This is a genomic window from Enterobacter sp. MGH120 (assembly GCF_001037725.1).
Lineage (GTDB): Bacteria > Pseudomonadota > Gammaproteobacteria > Enterobacterales > Enterobacteriaceae > Enterobacter > Enterobacter hormaechei_C.
On sequence record NZ_KQ089940.1, the window covers coordinates 1,948,352 to 1,965,798 of the forward strand.

Genomic DNA, 17,447 nt, shown 5'->3' on the forward strand with positions numbered 1-17,447 from the left:
GTCCTGTTGAGATTTTATTGCCCGGCGGCACTGCGTTTGCCGGGCCTACAAAACCGTAGGCCGGGTAAGCGTAGCGCCACCCGGCGAAGTGCTTAGATCTTACATGCGCCGCTTTCGCAGCCATCGTCCTGAATTGACGGCACCAGGTCGTCCTGGGCGTCTTCCGCACCATCACGGGTGTTGTGATAGTACAGCGTTTTCACGCCAAATTTGTAGGCGGTGAGCAGGTCCTTCAGCAGTTGCTGCATCGGAACCTTGCCAGACGGGAAGCGCGTTGGGTCGTAGTTGGTATTGGCAGAGATCGACTGGTCGATAAACTTCTGCATGATACCCACCAGTTGCAGATAGCCGTCGTTGTTTGGCATTTCCCACAGCAGCTCGTAGTTGTCACCCAGCGTTTCGTAATCCGGCACCACCTGACGCAGCACGCCGTCTTTCGACGCTTTGATGCTGACGTGGCCACGCGGTGGCTCAATACCGTTGGTGGCGTTGGAGATCTGCGAAGAGGTCTCGGACGGCATCAGGGCAGAGAGCGTGGAGTTACGCAGGCCGTGAGTTTTAATGGACTCGCGCAGGCCTTCCCAGTCGAGGTGCAGCGGCTCGCTGACGATCGCATCCAGGTCTTTTTTGTAGGTGTCGATCGGCAGAATGCCTTTCGCGTAGGTGGTTTCGTTGAACCACGGGCACGCGCCTTGCTCTTTCGCCAGCTCGTTAGAGGCTTTCATCAGGTAGTACTGAATCGCTTCGAACGTCTGGTGCGTCAGATTGTTGGCGCTGCCGTCGGAGTAACGCTTGCCGTTTTTCGCCAGCCAGTAGGCGAAGTTGATCACGCCGATACCTAAAGTGCGACGGCCCATTGCGCCGCGTTTTGCCGCCGGGATTGGGTAATCCTGGTAGTCCAGCAGGGCGTCGAGCGCACGAACCGCCAGCACCGCCAGCTCTTCCAGTTCGTCCAGGCTCTTAATCGCACCCAGGTTGAACGCGGACAGCGTACAGAGCGCGATTTCACCGTTTTCGTCGTTCACGTCTTCCAGCGGTTTGGTCGGCAGGGCGATCTCCAGGCACAGGTTGGACTGGCGCACTGGGGCAACCACCGGATCGAACGGGCTGTGGGTGTTGCAGTGGTCAACGTTCTGGATGTAGATACGGCCGGTAGAAGCACGTTCCTGCATCATCAGGGAGAACAGATCGACCGCTTTCACGCGCTGCTTGCGGATGCTGTCGTCTTTTTCATATTTGGTGTACAGACGCTCGAATTCGTCCTGATCGGCGAAGAAGGCGTCGTACAGACCCGGGACGTCGGACGGGCTGAACAGGGTGATGTCTTCCCCTTTCAGCAGACGGGTGTACATCAGCTTGTTGATCTGCACGCCGTAGTCCATGTGACGCACGCGGTTGCCTTCCACGCCGCGGTTGTTTTTCAGAACCAGCAGGCTTTCCACTTCCAGGTGCCACATCGGGTAGAACAGGGTCGCTGCACCACCACGCACGCCGCCCTGAGAGCAGGATTTTACTGCCGTCTGGAAGTGCTTGTAGAACGGAATACAGCCGGTGTGGAACGCTTCACCGCCGCGGATCGGGCTGCCCAGTGCACGGATACGGCCGGCGTTGATGCCGATACCGGCACGCTGGGAGACGTATTTCACGATGGCGCTGGAGGTCGCGTTGATAGAATCCAGGCTGTCACCACACTCGATCAGTACGCAGGAGCTGAACTGACGGGTAGGGGTACGCACGCCAGACATGATTGGCGTAGGCAGAGAAATCTTGAACGTAGAGACCGCATCGTAGAAACGCTTCACGTAGTCCAGACGGGTTTCACGCGGGTAATTAGAGAACAGGCAGGCGGCCACCAGAATATAGAGGAACTGGGCGCTCTCGTAGATTTCGCCCGTCACACGGTTCTGAACCAGGTATTTGCCTTCGAGCTGCTTCACCGCCGCGTAGGAGAAGTTCATGTCGCGCCAGTGATCGATAAACCCGTTCATCTGCTCGAACTCTTCTTCCGTATAGTCTTCCAGCAGATGCGTGTCGTATTTGCCCAGCTCAACCATTTTCACCACGTGATCGTAAAGCTTCGGCGGCTCAAACTGGCCGTAGGCTTTTTTACGCAGGTGGAAAATCGCCAGACGCGCAGCGAGGTACTGATAATCCGGTGCGTCGCGGGAGATCAGATCTGCCGCGGCTTTGATAATGGTTTCGTGGATATCAGACGTTTTGATGCCGTCGTAGAACTGAATGTGAGAACGCAGTTCAACCTGGGAGATAGATACGTTGTTCAGTCCTTCTGCTGCCCAGTCGAGAACTCGATGGATTTTGTCCAGATTGATACGCTCGGTGGTACCGTCGCGCTTTGTCACCAGCAGACTCTGATTCATGTGGGTTTTTACCTGTCCGTGAAATAAAAAAATATCCCCCGCTTATCCACAGAACCGTCTTGTGACTAACTCTGTGGATAAATACTACATATAGGGGTTTTGCGATAAGAAGAACGCTATATGGTGAGTATTCTAGTATCGAATCTTTTCAGCACAAGGGTTGATTTTGACGTTAAATTGAGGTTGTGAAAGGGTAAAAAAGGCTAAGTCCTCGTGCCGTAAGGCCTGGAAGAGATGTCAATAATTAAGAAAAAAAATTCAAAATTTGATCGAGTGCTGATTTCTTCAACGGGAGGTCAGAATTGCGCAACATGATGTCGCGCAATCATTATAAGAATAACGGATGACGTTAGTCGTTTTTGGCGGTTGTGTGCAACATATAGTTAACATCCACGCCCGGGGCAAGTTTGAATTTATCCGTCAGCGGATTGTAGTGCAGGCCCGTCATGTGCTGCTCCTTAAGCCATGTCTGGTCAACCCAGCCCAGCAGTTCGGCAGGCTTGATGAACTTCTTCACGTCGTGCGTCCCTTTCGGCACCATGCGCAGCACGTATTCCGCGCCTACCACGGCCATCAGCCAGGCTTTGCCGTTGCGGTTGATGGTCGAGAAGAAGACCTGTCCACCCGGTTTCACCAGTTTTGCACAGGCGCTGACCACCGACTGCGGATCGGGAACGTGCTCCAGCATCTCCATGCAGGTCACCACGTCATACTGGTGCGCATGTTTTGCCGCGTGCTCTTCCACGGTTTCCTGGACATATTCTACCTGTACCCCGGACTCCAGCGCATGAAGACGCGCAACCTGTAGAGGTTCGAAGCCCATGTCCAGACCGGTGACGGTGGCCCCTTCACGCGCCATACTTTCCGCCAGGATGCCGCCGCCGCAGCCGACGTCGAGCACTTTCTTACCGAACAGACCGCCGGAACGCTCCGCGATATAGCCCAGACGCAGCGGGTTAATACGATGCAGAGGTTTGAACTCACCTTCGAGATCCCACCAGCGGGACGCCACCGCTTCAAATTTGGCAATCTCTTCGTGGTCAACGTTGTGAGCCACCGGGGATTTTTCGGCATTCATGGGCGCTTTTACTCCTTATTTAGCAAGACAAATGAGTATATCAGGCAATCCCTGTGAATAAAGCGTATAGGTTTACCTGTATCACCGCGGCTGTGTTATAATTTGCGACCTTTGAATCCGGGATACAGTAGAGGGATAGCGGTTAGATGAGCGACCTTGCGAGAGAAATTACACCGGTTAACATCGAGGAAGAGCTGAAAAGCTCCTATCTGGACTATGCGATGTCGGTCATTGTTGGCCGTGCGCTGCCGGACGTCCGCGATGGCCTGAAGCCGGTACACCGTCGCGTACTATACGCCATGAACGTATTGGGCAATGACTGGAATAAAGCCTACAAAAAATCTGCCCGTGTCGTTGGTGACGTAATCGGTAAATACCATCCTCATGGTGATTCCGCGGTGTACGACACCATTGTCCGTATGGCGCAGCCCTTCTCGCTGCGTTACATGCTGGTAGATGGTCAGGGTAACTTTGGTTCTATCGACGGCGACTCCGCCGCGGCAATGCGTTATACGGAAATCCGTCTGGCGAAGATTGCCCATGAGCTGATGGCTGACCTGGAAAAAGAGACGGTTGATTTCGTTGATAACTACGACGGCACGGAAAAAATTCCTGACGTTATGCCAACGAAGATCCCAAACCTGCTGGTGAACGGTTCGTCCGGTATCGCCGTCGGTATGGCAACCAACATTCCACCGCACAATATCACGGAAGTGATCAACGGCTGCCTGGCCTACATTGACGATGAAGACATCAGCATTGAAGGGCTGATGGAACACATCCCGGGCCCGGACTTCCCGACGGCGGCAATCATCAATGGCCGTCGCGGTATTGAAGAAGCGTACCGCACCGGTCGCGGCAAGATTTACATCCGTGCCCGCGCCGAAGTGGAAGCGGACGCTAAAACCGGCCGTGAAACCATTATTGTTCACGAGATCCCGTATCAGGTGAACAAAGCGCGACTGATTGAAAAAATCGCCGAGCTGGTAAAAGAAAAACGCGTTGAAGGCATCAGCGCGCTGCGTGACGAGTCTGATAAAGACGGTATGCGCATCGTGATTGAAATCAAGCGCGACGCGGTGGGTGAAGTTGTGCTGAACAACCTTTACTCCCAGACTCAGCTTCAGGTCTCCTTCGGTATCAACATGGTTGCGCTGCACCATGGCCAGCCGAAGATCATGAACCTGAAAGAGATCCTGAGCGCGTTCGTGCGTCACCGCCGTGAAGTGGTGACCCGTCGTACCATCTTCGAACTGCGCAAAGCGCGCGACCGTGCCCATATCCTTGAAGCACTGGCCGTTGCGCTGGCGAACATCGACCCGATCATCGAGCTGATCCGCCGTGCGCCGACGCCGGCAGAAGCGAAGGCGTCGCTGGTTGCGCGTCCATGGGATCTGGGCAACGTGGCGGCAATGCTGGAACGTGCCGGTGATGACGCTGCGCGTCCTGAGTGGCTGGAACCGGAATTCGGCGTGCGTGACGGCCAGTACTACCTGACTGAACAGCAGGCCCAGGCGATTCTGGATCTGCGTTTGCAGAAACTGACCGGCCTTGAGCATGAAAAACTGCTCGACGAGTACAAAGAGCTGCTGGAGCAGATTGCCGAGCTGCTGCATATCCTGGGTAGCGCAGAGCGCCTGATGGAAGTGATCCGTGAAGAGCTGGAACTGGTTCGCGATCAGTTCGGCGACGAGCGTCGCACCGAAATCACAGCCAATAGCTCTGATATCAACATTGAAGATCTGATCAACCGCGAAGACGTGGTAGTGACGCTGTCTCACCAGGGCTACGTGAAGTATCAGCCGTTGACCGACTACGAAGCACAGCGTCGTGGCGGTAAAGGCAAATCTGCGGCGCGTATTAAAGAAGAAGACTTCATTGACCGTCTGCTGGTGGCCAACACCCACGACACGATCCTCTGCTTCTCCAGCCGGGGCCGTCTGTACTGGATGAAAGTCTATCAGCTGCCGGAAGCGAGCCGTGGCGCGCGGGGTCGACCAATCGTCAACCTGCTGCCGCTGGAAGCGAACGAACGTATCACCGCCATTCTGCCGGTACGCGAGTACGAAGAGGGCGTGAACGTCTTTATGGCGACCGCGAGCGGTACCGTGAAGAAAACCGCGCTGACCGAGTTCAGCCGTCCACGTTCTGCCGGGATCATCGCGGTGAACCTGAACGAAGGCGATGAGCTGATCGGCGTGGATCTGACCTCCGGTTCTGATGAAGTCATGCTGTTCTCTGCCGCCGGTAAAGTGGTGCGCTTTAAAGAGAACGCCGTGCGCGCAATGGGTCGTACGGCGACCGGCGTGCGTGGTATCAAGCTGGCGGGTGAAGACAGCGTGGTTTCCCTGATCGTTCCTCGTGGCGAAGGCGCAATCCTGACCGTCACCCAGAACGGCTACGGTAAACGTACGGCGGAAAGCGAATACCCGACCAAGTCACGCGGCACGCAGGGCGTTATCTCCATCAAAGTGACCGAGCGCAACGGTTCCGTTGTTGGCGCGGTGCAGGTGGACGACGCGGACCAGATCATGATGATCACCGATGCCGGTACGCTGGTGCGTACCCGCGTGTCTGAGATCAGCGTGGTGGGTCGTAACACCCAGGGCGTTATCCTCATCCGCACTGCGGAAGATGAAAACGTCGTCGGTCTGCAACGCGTTGCTGAGCCGGTGGATGACGAAGAGCTCGACTCTATCGACGGCAGCGTTGCGGAAGGGGATGATGAAATCGCCCCGGAAGCGGACACCGATGATGAAGTAGCGGATGACGCTGACGAGTAACGTCTCCTGACGCATAAAGGGCCGGTTTCCGGCCCTTTTGTTTTGCGCAAGCAGACAAGTGAACGTTGCGACAAGCCGCGTTTACCGCTACCTTAACCACATTCTTTTTGACCCCGACGGCGGAGCCTCGCCCCTTTGAAATACCTCGTCTCCTTTCGTACCACGTTAAAAGTCTCTCGCTATCTGTTTCGGGCGCTTGCGCTACTGCTATGGTTGCTGGTGGCACTGCTCTCGGTGTTTTACATCGTTAACGCGTTACACCAGAAAGAAGCGGAGATCCGCCAGGAGTTTAACTTAAGCTCGGATCAGGCTCAGCGCTATATCCAGCGCACGTCTGACGTGATGAAAGAGCTTAAGTATATTGCTGAGAATCGACTCACGGCGGAGAACGGCATTCTTGCTATCCGCGGTCGGGATGAAAAAACCGAAGTACCTGATTTCGAACCGCTCTTCCCGGACTCCGATTGTTCCGCCATGAGCAAAGCCTGGCGTGGTTCACTGGAGTCCCTCTCATGGTTTATGCGCTACTGGCGCGATAATTTCTCGGCCGCCTACGATCTGAACCGCGTCTACCTGATTGGCAACGAAAATCTCTGCATGGCGGATTTCGGCCTGCGGGATATGCCCGTCGAACGCGAAGACGCGCTGAAAAGCCTGCATGAGCGTATAGTGAAATACCGCAATGCGCCTCAGGAAGAGCGCGGGAACAACATCTTCTGGATAAGCCAGGGGCCGCGCATGGGCGTCGGCTATTTCTATGCCCTGACTCCGGTTTACCTCGGAAACCGCCTGCAAGCGCTGCTGGGGATTGAACAAACCATCCGCATGGAAAACTTCTTCACACCGGGCAGTCTGCCGATGGGCGTGACCATTCTGGATGAAAACGGCCATCCGCTCATCTCCCTTACCGGGCCTGAAAACCGCCTGAAGGTGGAACCCAGCTGGATGCAGGAGCGGTCATGGTTTGGCTATACCTCCGGGTTCCGCGAGCTGGTGCTGAAGAAAAGTTTACCGCCATCGTCGCTGAGCATTGTCTACTCGCTGCCGGTGGACAAGGTCCTGGAGCGCATTCGCATCCTGATCCTTAACGCCATTTTGCTGAACATCGCGGTAGGCGTCGCGCTGTTTATGCTGGCGAGAATGTATGAGCGGCGGATCTTTATTCCGGCAGAAGCGGATGCTCAGCGTCTGGAAGAGCATGAGCAGTTTAACCGTAAAATTGTCGCCTCGGCGCCGGTAGGGATCTGCATCCTGCGTACTCAGGACGGGACAAATATCCTCAGTAACGAGCTTGCCCATAACTACCTGAACATGCTCACGCATGAAGACCGCCAGCGGTTAACGCAGATCATCTGCGGTCAGCAGGTTAACTTTGTGGATGTGCTGACCAGCACCCACACCAACCTGCAAATCAGCTTCGTCCATTCTCGCTACCGCAATGAAAACGTGGCCATTTGCGTGCTGGTGGACGTCTCTGCGCGCGTGAAAATGGAAGAGTCGTTGCAGGATATGGCGCAGGCGGCGGAGCAGGCCAGTCAGTCGAAATCGATGTTCCTCGCGACCGTCAGCCATGAGCTGCGTACGCCGCTGTACGGCATTATCGGTAACCTCGATCTGCTCCAGACCAAAGAGCTGCCGAAAGGGGTCGACCGGCTGGTGACGGCCATGAACAACTCGTCCAGCCTGCTGCTGAAAATCATCAGCGATATTCTCGACTTCTCTAAAATTGAATCCGAGCAGTTGAAAATAGAGCCGCGCGAGTTCTCCCCGCGCGAAGTGATGAACCATATCTGCGCTAACTACCTGCCGCTGGTGGTGCGTAAACAGCTTGGGCTGTACTGCTTTATCGAGCCGGATGTGCCGCTGACGCTGCATGGCGATCCGATGCGTCTGCAACAGGTCATCTCAAACCTGCTGAGCAACGCCATCAAATTCACCGATATCGGCTGTATTGTGCTGCACGTCTGTCGGGCAGGGGAGTACCTGACCATTCGCGTGCGCGACACGGGTGTTGGCATTCCGGCGAAAGAGGTCGTTCGCCTGTTCGATCCGTTCTTCCAGGTGGGAACCGGCGTCCAGCGTAATTTCCAGGGGACCGGGCTAGGTCTGGCGATTTGCGAGAAGCTTATCAGTATGATGGATGGAGATATCTCCGTCGATACAGAGCCAGGCATGGGCAGCCAGTTCACCATTCGTATTCCGCTCTATTCGGCGCACTATCCGGCGAAAACCACCGTCGACGGGCTGAGCGATAAGCACTGCTGGCTGGCGGTGCACAACGCCTCCTTACATGATTTCCTGACCTCGATGCTGACCAGCAGCGGCGTGCGGGTTTCACGCTACGAAGGCCAGACGCCGGACGCGGATGACATGCTGATCACCGACGTTGAGCCGGAGCAGGCGTGGGCGGGGCGCGGCGTAGTGATGTTCTGCCGCCGTCATATCGGTATTCCGCTTGAGCGTTCGCCTGGGGTATGGGTGCACAGCGTGGCGACACCGCACGAGCTGCTGGGCTTGCTGGCGCGTATTTACAGCGTGCAGCTTGAGGACAGCGACGGCGCGACCGTGCTGGCTTCCCCTGATGAACTGGCGTCGGTGAACGACGATATGATGATTCTGGTCGTCGACGATCATCCAATTAACCGTCGTCTGCTCGCAGATCAGCTTGGCTCTCTGGGCTATCAGTGTAAAACGGCCAATGATGGCGTGGATGCCCTGAATGTCTTAAGTAAGAACCATATTGATATTGTGCTCAGCGATGTGAACATGCCTAACATGGACGGCTATCGTCTGACGCAGCGTATCCGACAGCTGGGGCTGACGCTGCCGGTGGTAGGGGTGACAGCCAACGCGCTGGCGGAGGAAAAGCAGCGCTGTCTGGAGTCGGGAATGGACAGCTGCCTGTCGAAGCCGGTCACGCTGGATGTACTGAAGCAGACGCTATCCGTGTATGCGGAGCGGGTACGAAAAGCGAGACAATAAAAAAGGCCCGAAAGGGCCTTTTTTATTTCTCCGGCGGCTGTAGGCCGGGTAAGCGCGAGCGCCACCCGGCGTAGACAGCGAAGATCAATCTTTGTCCGTTGCGCTCAGCGTCACGGAAGAGAGATAGTTCAGCAGGGCGATATCGTTATCCACACCCAGCTTCATCATCGCGGATTTTTTCTGGCTACTGATGGTTTTAATACTGCGGTTCAGCTTTTTGGCGATTTCAGTGACCAGGAAACCTTCAGCGAACAGACGCAGAACTTCACTCTCTTTAGGCGAGAGACGCTTGTCGCCATAACCACCCGCGCTGATTTTTTCAAGCAGGCGTGAGACGCTCTCAGGAGTGAATTTCTTCCCTTTCTGTAGCGCCGCCAGCGCTTTTGGCAGATCGGTAGGTGCGCCTTGTTTCAGCACAATCCCTTCAATATCGAGATCCAGAACGGCGCTCAGGATCGCCGGGTTATTGTTCATGGTCAGAACAATGATCGAAATGTCCGGGAAGTGGCGTTTAATGTATTTGATGAGCGTGATCCCATCACCGTACTTATCTCCAGGCATGGAGAGATCGGTAATGAGCACGTGCGCATCAAGTTTAGGCAGATTGTTAATGAGGGCTGTGGAATCTTCAAATTCACCGACTACATTCACCCACTCGATCTGTTCAAGTGATTTGCGAATACCGAACAGTACAATCGGATGGTCATCGGCAATAATTACGTTCATATTGTTCATGTATAAGGCTACCTTGCTACAGCAAGCTCTTGACGTAAGCGTCAATGTCGCTGATGTATTTTTCAATGCCAGAGGCATCTTTCTCACGAATTAGATGTTCCAGCGTTTCACATAACTGCTTGCCGGGAACCAGATTAAGCATGGCAAACACCCCTTTAAGCCGGTGTGCTGTCTGTGCCAGCGCTGCAAAATCCTGCGCAGCGGACTCAGTATACAACCGCTTAACATCATCTGGTACTGTATCAACGAAGAGCGAATAATATCCGCTGGCATGGAGTTCGGCATTTTCATCGCCGCCTAACGGTGACTCCAGGATCTCTTCCTGCGCCAGATTCTCTTCAATCAGTTGTAATACAGCTTCCTGCATTGCATTGCTCATATTAAAGTTGACGCGCAGCTGCCCAGGGCCGATTTTCCGCACGCCTGGCTCATCATCGCTTAAAAGCAAGCCTGAGGCAGTAAGATTAGACGGATTATCAGTTAAAAATAGATCAAATTCTTGACTCGCGAGCCTTTCGTCCGGGGTAATGCAGGACGCCCCCCAGTTTTCCAGCTGACGAACGACGATATTACGGATCTCACTGGAGGTCACATCCACCATCACCACCACATCGTCCAGTAGACGCTCTTCATCCTCTTCCTGGGGATTCGCCGCCATTTTCACGTGTAAAGAGTAGCGGGTGCCGAGGGATTCGCGCGCCTTGATGTTCAGATGACCGCCCAGCTTACGCGCCAGCTGATCGCAGAGCCAGAAGGTGAGGGCATTCGCCTTGCCGTAGTGGTCGCGCTGGGTATCGTTCAGGAACGGGAAGTGCAGGTTATCAATTTCGCTCACTGTGACGCCTTCGCCCGTATCCAGAATGCGGAACGTCAGACGATCGTCGGTGGACTCATCGGTGCTGACTTCAAGGGTGATCTTGCCGATCTGCGTCGTGGTGACGGCATACTGTATCAACATCATCAGGATGCGACGCAGGGCATCGCGATCGCCGTGACGTTCGTCGTTGGCCGGTAAATGGTTGTTGATCAGCAGCTGGAGTCCCTTGCGCTTGATCACCGGCAGGACTTCCGGCACCACCTCATCAATCAGGTCCTGGATAGAGAAGAGCGTAGGGGTGCCTTTCCAGATATCATTTTCCAGCATGTTCGCAAGCTGGATTTCGTCCACCAGACGAACCAGTGAATCGGCCTGGCTGCTTAGCTGTCGGCTTTCCGGCGTGCTCAGATCAGCAATCTGCGTGGCGAGTGACTTCAACGGTTGTTTAAAGGCATCGCCAATATTTTGCATAAACGCCGCGCGGCCATGTTGGTTTTTCTCGTACAGCCTTTGCGCCTGCTTGAGCTTTTTATTCACCAGCACTTCGCGATCCTGATCGCGAATGATGAAGATTTGCGTGCGCGAGGCGACCTGACTGCGGAACTGGCGGATCTCATACAGTTCATTATTGACGGTGGCCTGAATAACGCCCTGGTGCTGGTCCGCCATGGCCGTAATATTTTGCAGGTTAAGATGCGGCAGAAGGTGATCGGCAATTTTATTGCTCATTACCGTGCGGTTAGCCTCCTGGTCGTGAACGAGCACCCCAAGCGGTAGCACAGAAATAATCTCTTCATTCAGGGCACGAAGAATGCGCAACTCGTTGCTGGTCCCGGCTGATACCGACGTCGAGTCGCTCTGGCGGCCCGACTGGAAACGGAAGGTGCTGTAGCCAAACAGCGCCAGCGCCAGCAGGCCAATATTCAGCAACAGCGGCAGCAGAATGTTTTGCAGAGTATCAAGCATCAGGGTGCCAAAAGGCACCTGCCACACCAGACGCATACCGGTTGAGTTGAGCGATGAGGCAATCTCAATCTTTGAGCCATTAAAGGAGATCGCTACGCTGTCCGCGCCTTCTTTATCCGACGGCGTGCGCATATTTTGGGTGCTGTTGTCTGGCTCCAGACGGAAACTGTCCAGCGGCATATCCGGTGGGATGAGATCGTTAATCGGCAGGTCGAAGGCAACCACGGTCGCCAGATGGCCCGGCTGGTTAAAAGTGGTTCGCAGCGTAAAGTAGTGGCCATTCTGCCAGGCAAGACGGCGTAGTGACGAGAAACTTTCTCGCTCGTCCAGCGCGTTGGCCTGTTGCAGCATTTCTGCCCGACGGGAATCCACAATACTGCCAACGGTGGTCTCTTTAAAGCCGGACGAAAGATCCTTAAGCGGCAGGGTCGAGATCAGGATCATGCTGTTGTCCTGACCGTTCAGGTAATACATTGACCACGGTACGGTCTCGGCGCCCCACAGGGTGTCCAGATAGGAGGAGATCCGCTGCGTCATCTCAAGCGTTGCGCTGTCGTGCGAGCCGAAAATCAGGGCTTCCGTCTTGCGCTGCGGTTTTTCAAGGTAATACACATCCTGCTTAAGGCGCGTTTCCTGCAACCCTTCGCCTGACGAGGTGGCAGGCGCGGCAGCGATATTGTCGTAGATTTGCCAGGTCGCATAGCGCCACGTATCAATGCGCTTGTGCACCGCATGGGTGATATCGACGATTTGATAGCTTTTATCTTTAAGCCAGGTATTAACGGCGCTCTGAACCATCACCCCCATTGTGACTAACAGCACAACGATCAACAGAAGAAAGAAACGGGTGATGCTGCCCGGTAGAAGGGAGAATTTGCTCGGGGCGGTAGTTTCAGTCTGACTCATCGATGTGTTTAACCCGTAATGGCCGCGCGGTAATGGGAGAGGGCAGTATAAAGGGTAATAACTGAATTTCCAGCGTCGTTAACGGTATGACCTTGACTTTTTATCCGGGTAAGCGGCTTCAACGTCCCCGGATGAAAGGTGTACAAAACCCCGTGAAATGTATAAATACGCGATCGCACCGGCAGGAAAATAGCACGAATAAACAAGAAATTAATTTCAATAGCATAAAAAAGAATTCAGCGAAAGCCGGATGCTGGATTTAGTTAATAGTCGTTATCATTTCTGAGGGATAGCACATAAAATGTAGGCTGACGTAAAGAAAGGTAAAAAAAAACCGAATGCGAAGCATCCGGTTCAATTAGGGATAAACAGACATTCAGAACTGAATGACGGTAATAAATAAAGTTAATGATGATAGCGAGAGTTATTTTAGTGGTGTTGAAGGGAATTTTTTTGTCATTCAGTGCTGTACCGTTTTTTAAGCTAATTACTTGTATTAAATAGAATATATTTTTGTTTTGATTATCCGTGCTATATTTTTAAACTATTTATGCTCTGTAAAAGTTCCTTCAAATTTACAAATTGAAACATGTTGATGGTAAAGTGAAACATCTTCAAAGTTTTCGTATCATATTCCTGTTGGATTATTCTGCATTTTTGAGGAGAATGAACTTGCCGACTGGTTAAGAGGGTTGATCAGTAAGCAGTGGTAAATAATAAGGCATATAACAGAGGGTTAATAAAATGAAAGTTAAAGTACTGTCCCTCCTGGTACCAGCTCTGCTGGTGGCAGGCGCAGCAAATGCGGCTGAAATTTATAACAAAGACGGCAACAAATTAGATCTGTACGGTAAAGTGGATGGTCTGCACTATTTCTCTGATGACGACAGTGCAGACGGCGACCAGACCTACATGCGTCTGGGCTTCAAAGGCGAAACTCAGGTTAACGACCAGCTGACCGGTTACGGCCAGTGGGAATACCAGATCCAGGGTAACTCTGGTGAGAACGAAAACAACTCATGGACGCGTGTGGCGTTCGCAGGTCTGAAATTCGCTGATGCGGGTTCATTCGACTACGGTCGTAACTACGGCGTTGTTTACGATGTGACTTCCTGGACCGACGTTCTGCCGGAATTCGGCGGCGATACCTACGGTTCTGACAACTTCATGCAGCAGCGTGGTAACGGCTTCGCGACCTACCGTAACCAGGACTTCTTCGGTCTGGTTGATGGTCTGAACTTCGCGTTGCAGTACCAGGGTAAAAACGGCAGCGCAAGCGGCGAAGGCCAGACCAACAACGGTCGTGACGCGCTGCGTCAGAACGGTGATGGCTACGGCGGCTCTCTGACCTACGATCTGGGCGAAGGCTTCGCTATCGGTACGGCAGTCACCAGTTCTAAACGTACTGCTGACCAGAACGCTGCGGGCTACTACGGTGAAGGCGATCGTGCAGAGACCTATACCGGTGGTCTGAAATACGACGCGAACAACATCTACCTGGCTGCACAGTATACTCAGACTTACAACGCGACCCGTGCGGGCGACCTGGGCTGGGCTAACAAAGCGCAGAACTTCGAAGTGGTTGCGCAGTATCAGTTCGACTTCGGTCTGCGTCCATCCGTGGCGTACCTGCAATCTAAAGGTAAGGACCTGGAAAACGGCTACGGCGACCAGGATCTGCTGAAATATGTTGATGTTGGCGCGACTTACTACTTCAACAAAAACATGTCCACCTACGTTGATTACAAAATCAACCTGGTTGATGAGAACGACTTCACTCGCGCAGCAGGTATCGGTACTGACGATATCGTCGCGCTGGGTCTGGTTTACCAGTTCTAATTGCTCATACAGCGACAAAGGGGCCAACAGGCCCCTTTTTTCATGCTTTTTTAGGGTCTTACAAATACGCTGTTTTAGTGTACTCTTGCCGCCCTGGCATGAGGATAAAAACCAATGGATATGACTTTTTTACGCGCCAGCGTTCTGGCGACTTTTTTACTCCTGACCGCGTGTGACTCTTCCACACAGCCCGCAAAAATCGACGCACCCGCCGCGACGGTGCTGGAAGGGAAAACCATGGGGACCTTCTGGCGCGTCAGCGTGATGGATATTGATAAATCCCGCGCTGAAGAATTACGCGGTAAAATTCAGGCGCAGCTGGATGCCGACGATCAGCTACTCTCTACCTATAAAAATGACTCAGCGCTGATGCGTTTCAATCGCTCCAGCAGCACCTCGCTGTGGCCGGTGAGCGAAGCGATGGCCGATATCGTCACGGAATCGATGCGCGTGGGCTACAAAACCAACGGCGCAATGGATGTGACCGTGGGGCCGCTGGTGAACCTGTGGGGATTTGGCCCCAACAAGCAGCCGGTGACTACACCCGATCAAGCCGCCATCGACGACGCCCGCGCCCGTACAGGGTTACAGCATCTGGCGGTGATCTCCCAGTACGGTCAGCAATACCTGCAAAAAGATATTCCCGACCTGTTTGTGGATCTCTCCACGGTAGGCGAGGGGTATGCTGCGGATCATCTCGCGGCCCTGATGGCGCAGGAAGGCATTCCGCGTTATCTGGTTTCCGTCGGGGGCGCGCTCGTCAGCCGGGGCATGAACGCCAGCGGCAGGCCGTGGCGAGTGGCCATCCAAAAACCAACCGATCAGCAGAACGCGGTGCAGGCGATTGTCGACATCAACGGGCACGGTATAAGCACCTCCGGAAGCTACCGCAACTATTACGAGCTGGATGGCAAACGTATCTCGCACGTGATTGATCCGCAAACCGGACGCCCGATTATCCACAACCTGGTGTCCGTGACGGTGATAGCCCCAACCGCGCTGGAAGCGGATGCCTGGGATACCGGATTGATGGTGCTCGGCACGGAGAAGGCCAAAGAGGTGGTGCGTCAGGAAGGGCTGGCCGTCTATATGATCACCAAAGAGGCTGACGGATTTAAAACCTGGAGTTCGCCGCAGTTCAATAGCTTCCTGGTGAGCGAAAAAAATTAAAAAGCAAGGTTGCGGGTTTTTGTTCGGTGGCGTTCAGGCAAGCTGAGCGTATGCTTGTAAGAGGAGCCGATAATGAAAAACACAACCTATCTTACCGATGAGGATCGCTGGCAGGCCGTACTGGCCCGCGATCCGCGTGCGGATAACCAGTTTGTCTTTGCCGTGCAGACGACCGGCATTTATTGTCGTCCGTCCTGCCGCGCCCGCCACGCGCTGCGTAAAAATGTCTGCTTTTATCCTGATGCTCACCAGGCCGCGCAGGCGGGTTTCCGCCCCTGTAAGCGCTGTAGGCCGGACCAGGTCGACCCTATGGCGCAGAAAAAGGCCAACATTGCACTGGCCTGTCGACTGCTTGAACAGGATGCCGCGCTGAACCTGGAGGCACTGGCGCAGCAGGTTGCCATGAGTCCGTTCCATTTCCACCGCTTGTTTAAATCCGTCACCGGCATGACGCCGAAAGCATGGCAGCAGGCCGCGCGTGAACAACGCCTGCGCACCCTGCTTGCACAGGGCGGTAAAATCACCGACGCCGTACTGGCCGCTGGCTTTCCGGACGGCAGCAGCTACTACCGTAAAGCCAACGGCGCGCTGGGCATGACGGCAAAACAGTACCGCAACGGAGAGGCTGCGGTCCGCTATGCCATCAGTGACTGCTCGCTGGGCCGCTGTCTGGTGGCGGAAAGCGAGCGCGGGATCTGCGCAATACTGCTTGGTGATGACGACGCCGGGCTGACGGCTGAGCTGCTGTCACTGTTTCCGCTTGCCGTCCGTGAACCGATGGAAGGCGCGTTTGCCGGGCGTGTTCGGCAGGTTATTGCCTCTGTCGACAGCCGCGCGACGCCGCTGATGCTGCCGCTGGATATCCGTGGTACCGCCTTCCAGCAGCAGGTCTGGCAGGCGCTGCGGGATATCCCCTGCGGTGAAACGGCAAGCTATCAGCAGGTGGCGAAGGCCATTGGTAAACCCAATGCCGTACGTGCCGTGGCGGGGGCCTGCGGTGCCAACAAACTGGCGATAGTCATCCCCTGTCACCGCGTGGTGCGTAACGACGGTGCGCTGTCGGGTTATCGCTGGGGCGCAGCGCGTAAGATGCTATTGTTGAAACGTGAGGCGAACAACCCGGAGGGATAATGCTCGATCTTTTTGCTGATGCTGAACCCTGGCACGAGCCGCTCGCGCCGGGGGCGACGATCCTGAGACGCTTCGCGCTTTCCCGCGCGGCGGCGCTGTTCGACGGTATTGATGCCGTTACCGCTTGTTCACCGTTTCGCCATATGGTTACGCCGGGCGGGTATACCATGTCCGTGGCGATGACCAACTGCGGCGAACTGGGATGGGCGACGAATGAGCGGGGCTATGTATATGCCGCGAACGATCCGCTGACGGATCAGCCGTGGCCGCCGATGCCGGAGGCGTTTCAGGCGCTGTGTCATGACGCCGCCGTGGCGGCCGGTTATCCTGATTTTCGACCCGATGCCTGTCTTATCAACCGCTATGCCGTTGGGGCAAAGCTCTCCTTGCATCAGGATAAGGACGAGCCGGACCTGCGCGCGCCGATCGTCTCGGTATCCCTTGGGCTGCCCGCTGTCTTTCAGTTTGGCGGCCTGCGGCGCAACGACCCGCTCAAACGGCTGATGCTGGAGCATGGTGATGTGGTGGTCTGGGGCGGTGAATCACGGCTTTTTTACCACGGTATTCAGCCGCTTAAACCTGGCGATCACCCGGTGGCGGGGGCATTTCGCTACAACCTCACGTTCCGTCAGGCGGCATACAGAGAATAAAAATAAGAATTA

At 54.7% G+C, this 17,447-nt stretch carries 10 protein-coding genes; 6 read left to right on the forward strand and 4 right to left on the reverse strand.

Annotated features, from left to right (window positions below; all coding sequences use genetic code 11):
- Positions 1–92: 92 nt before the first annotated feature.
- Both nrdA and ubiG read right to left on the reverse strand, forming a co-directional pair.
- Positions 93–2,378, reverse strand: a complete 2,286-nt coding sequence (gene nrdA, locus SK54_RS09280; RefSeq protein ID WP_023295072.1) for a class 1a ribonucleoside-diphosphate reductase subunit alpha — start codon at positions 2,376–2,378, stop codon at positions 93–95.
- 349 nt (positions 2,379–2,727) lie between these two features.
- Positions 2,728–3,456: a bifunctional 2-polyprenyl-6-hydroxyphenol methylase/3-demethylubiquinol 3-O-methyltransferase UbiG gene (gene ubiG, locus SK54_RS09285; protein ID WP_006811346.1), complete on the reverse strand. Its 729-nt coding sequence runs from the start codon at positions 3,454–3,456 to the stop codon at positions 2,728–2,730.
- A gap of 146 nt (positions 3,457–3,602) precedes the next feature.
- On the opposite strand from ubiG, the gene gyrA reads away from it, so the two are divergent.
- Both gyrA and rcsC read left to right on the forward strand, forming a co-directional pair.
- Positions 3,603–6,239 (forward strand): DNA topoisomerase (ATP-hydrolyzing) subunit A, encoded by a 2,637-nt coding sequence (gene gyrA, locus SK54_RS09290; RefSeq protein ID WP_017693022.1) that lies wholly within the window; start codon positions 3,603–3,605, stop codon positions 6,237–6,239.
- 135 nt (positions 6,240–6,374) lie between these two features.
- Positions 6,375–9,221 carry a two-component system sensor histidine kinase RcsC gene (gene rcsC / locus SK54_RS09295; RefSeq protein WP_017693023.1) on the forward strand — a complete coding sequence of 949 codons (2,847 nt, stop codon included), beginning with the start codon at positions 6,375–6,377 and terminating at the stop codon, positions 9,219–9,221.
- 84 nt (positions 9,222–9,305) lie between these two features.
- Here the strand turns inward: rcsC and rcsB are convergent, their stop codons facing one another.
- Together rcsB and rcsD are read right to left on the reverse strand one after the other, a co-directional pair.
- A complete protein-coding gene (gene rcsB / locus SK54_RS09300; RefSeq protein WP_003859405.1) occupies positions 9,306–9,956 on the reverse strand; it encodes a response regulator transcription factor RcsB in 651 nt (216 codons plus the stop codon).
- A 16-nt stretch (positions 9,957–9,972) separates the two neighbouring features.
- Complete coding sequence (gene rcsD, locus SK54_RS09305; RefSeq protein ID WP_017383411.1) at positions 9,973–12,645, reverse strand: phosphotransferase RcsD; 2,673 nt, start codon at positions 12,643–12,645, stop codon at positions 9,973–9,975.
- 744 nt (positions 12,646–13,389) lie between these two features.
- Here rcsD and SK54_RS09310 point away from each other — a divergent pair.
- From SK54_RS09310 to alkB, 4 genes are all read left to right on the forward strand, one after another.
- Entirely contained in the window at positions 13,390–14,484 is a 1,095-nt protein-coding gene (locus SK54_RS09310; RefSeq protein ID WP_023304135.1) for a porin OmpC, read from the forward strand.
- 114 nt (positions 14,485–14,598) lie between these two features.
- Positions 14,599–15,654 carry an FAD:protein FMN transferase ApbE gene (apbE, locus tag SK54_RS09315; RefSeq protein WP_032104974.1) on the forward strand — a complete coding sequence of 352 codons (1,056 nt, stop codon included), beginning with the start codon at positions 14,599–14,601 and terminating at the stop codon, positions 15,652–15,654.
- Between the two features lie 72 nt (positions 15,655–15,726).
- Positions 15,727–16,785, forward strand: a complete 1,059-nt coding sequence (gene ada / locus SK54_RS09320; protein ID WP_032619314.1) for a bifunctional DNA-binding transcriptional regulator/O6-methylguanine-DNA methyltransferase Ada — start codon at positions 15,727–15,729, stop codon at positions 16,783–16,785.
- Positions 16,785–17,435 (forward strand): DNA oxidative demethylase AlkB, encoded by a 651-nt coding sequence (gene alkB, locus SK54_RS09325; protein WP_003859395.1) that lies wholly within the window; start codon positions 16,785–16,787, stop codon positions 17,433–17,435. The genes ada and alkB overlap by 1 nt, the downstream gene beginning before the upstream one ends.
- Positions 17,436–17,447: the final 12 nt, after the last annotated feature.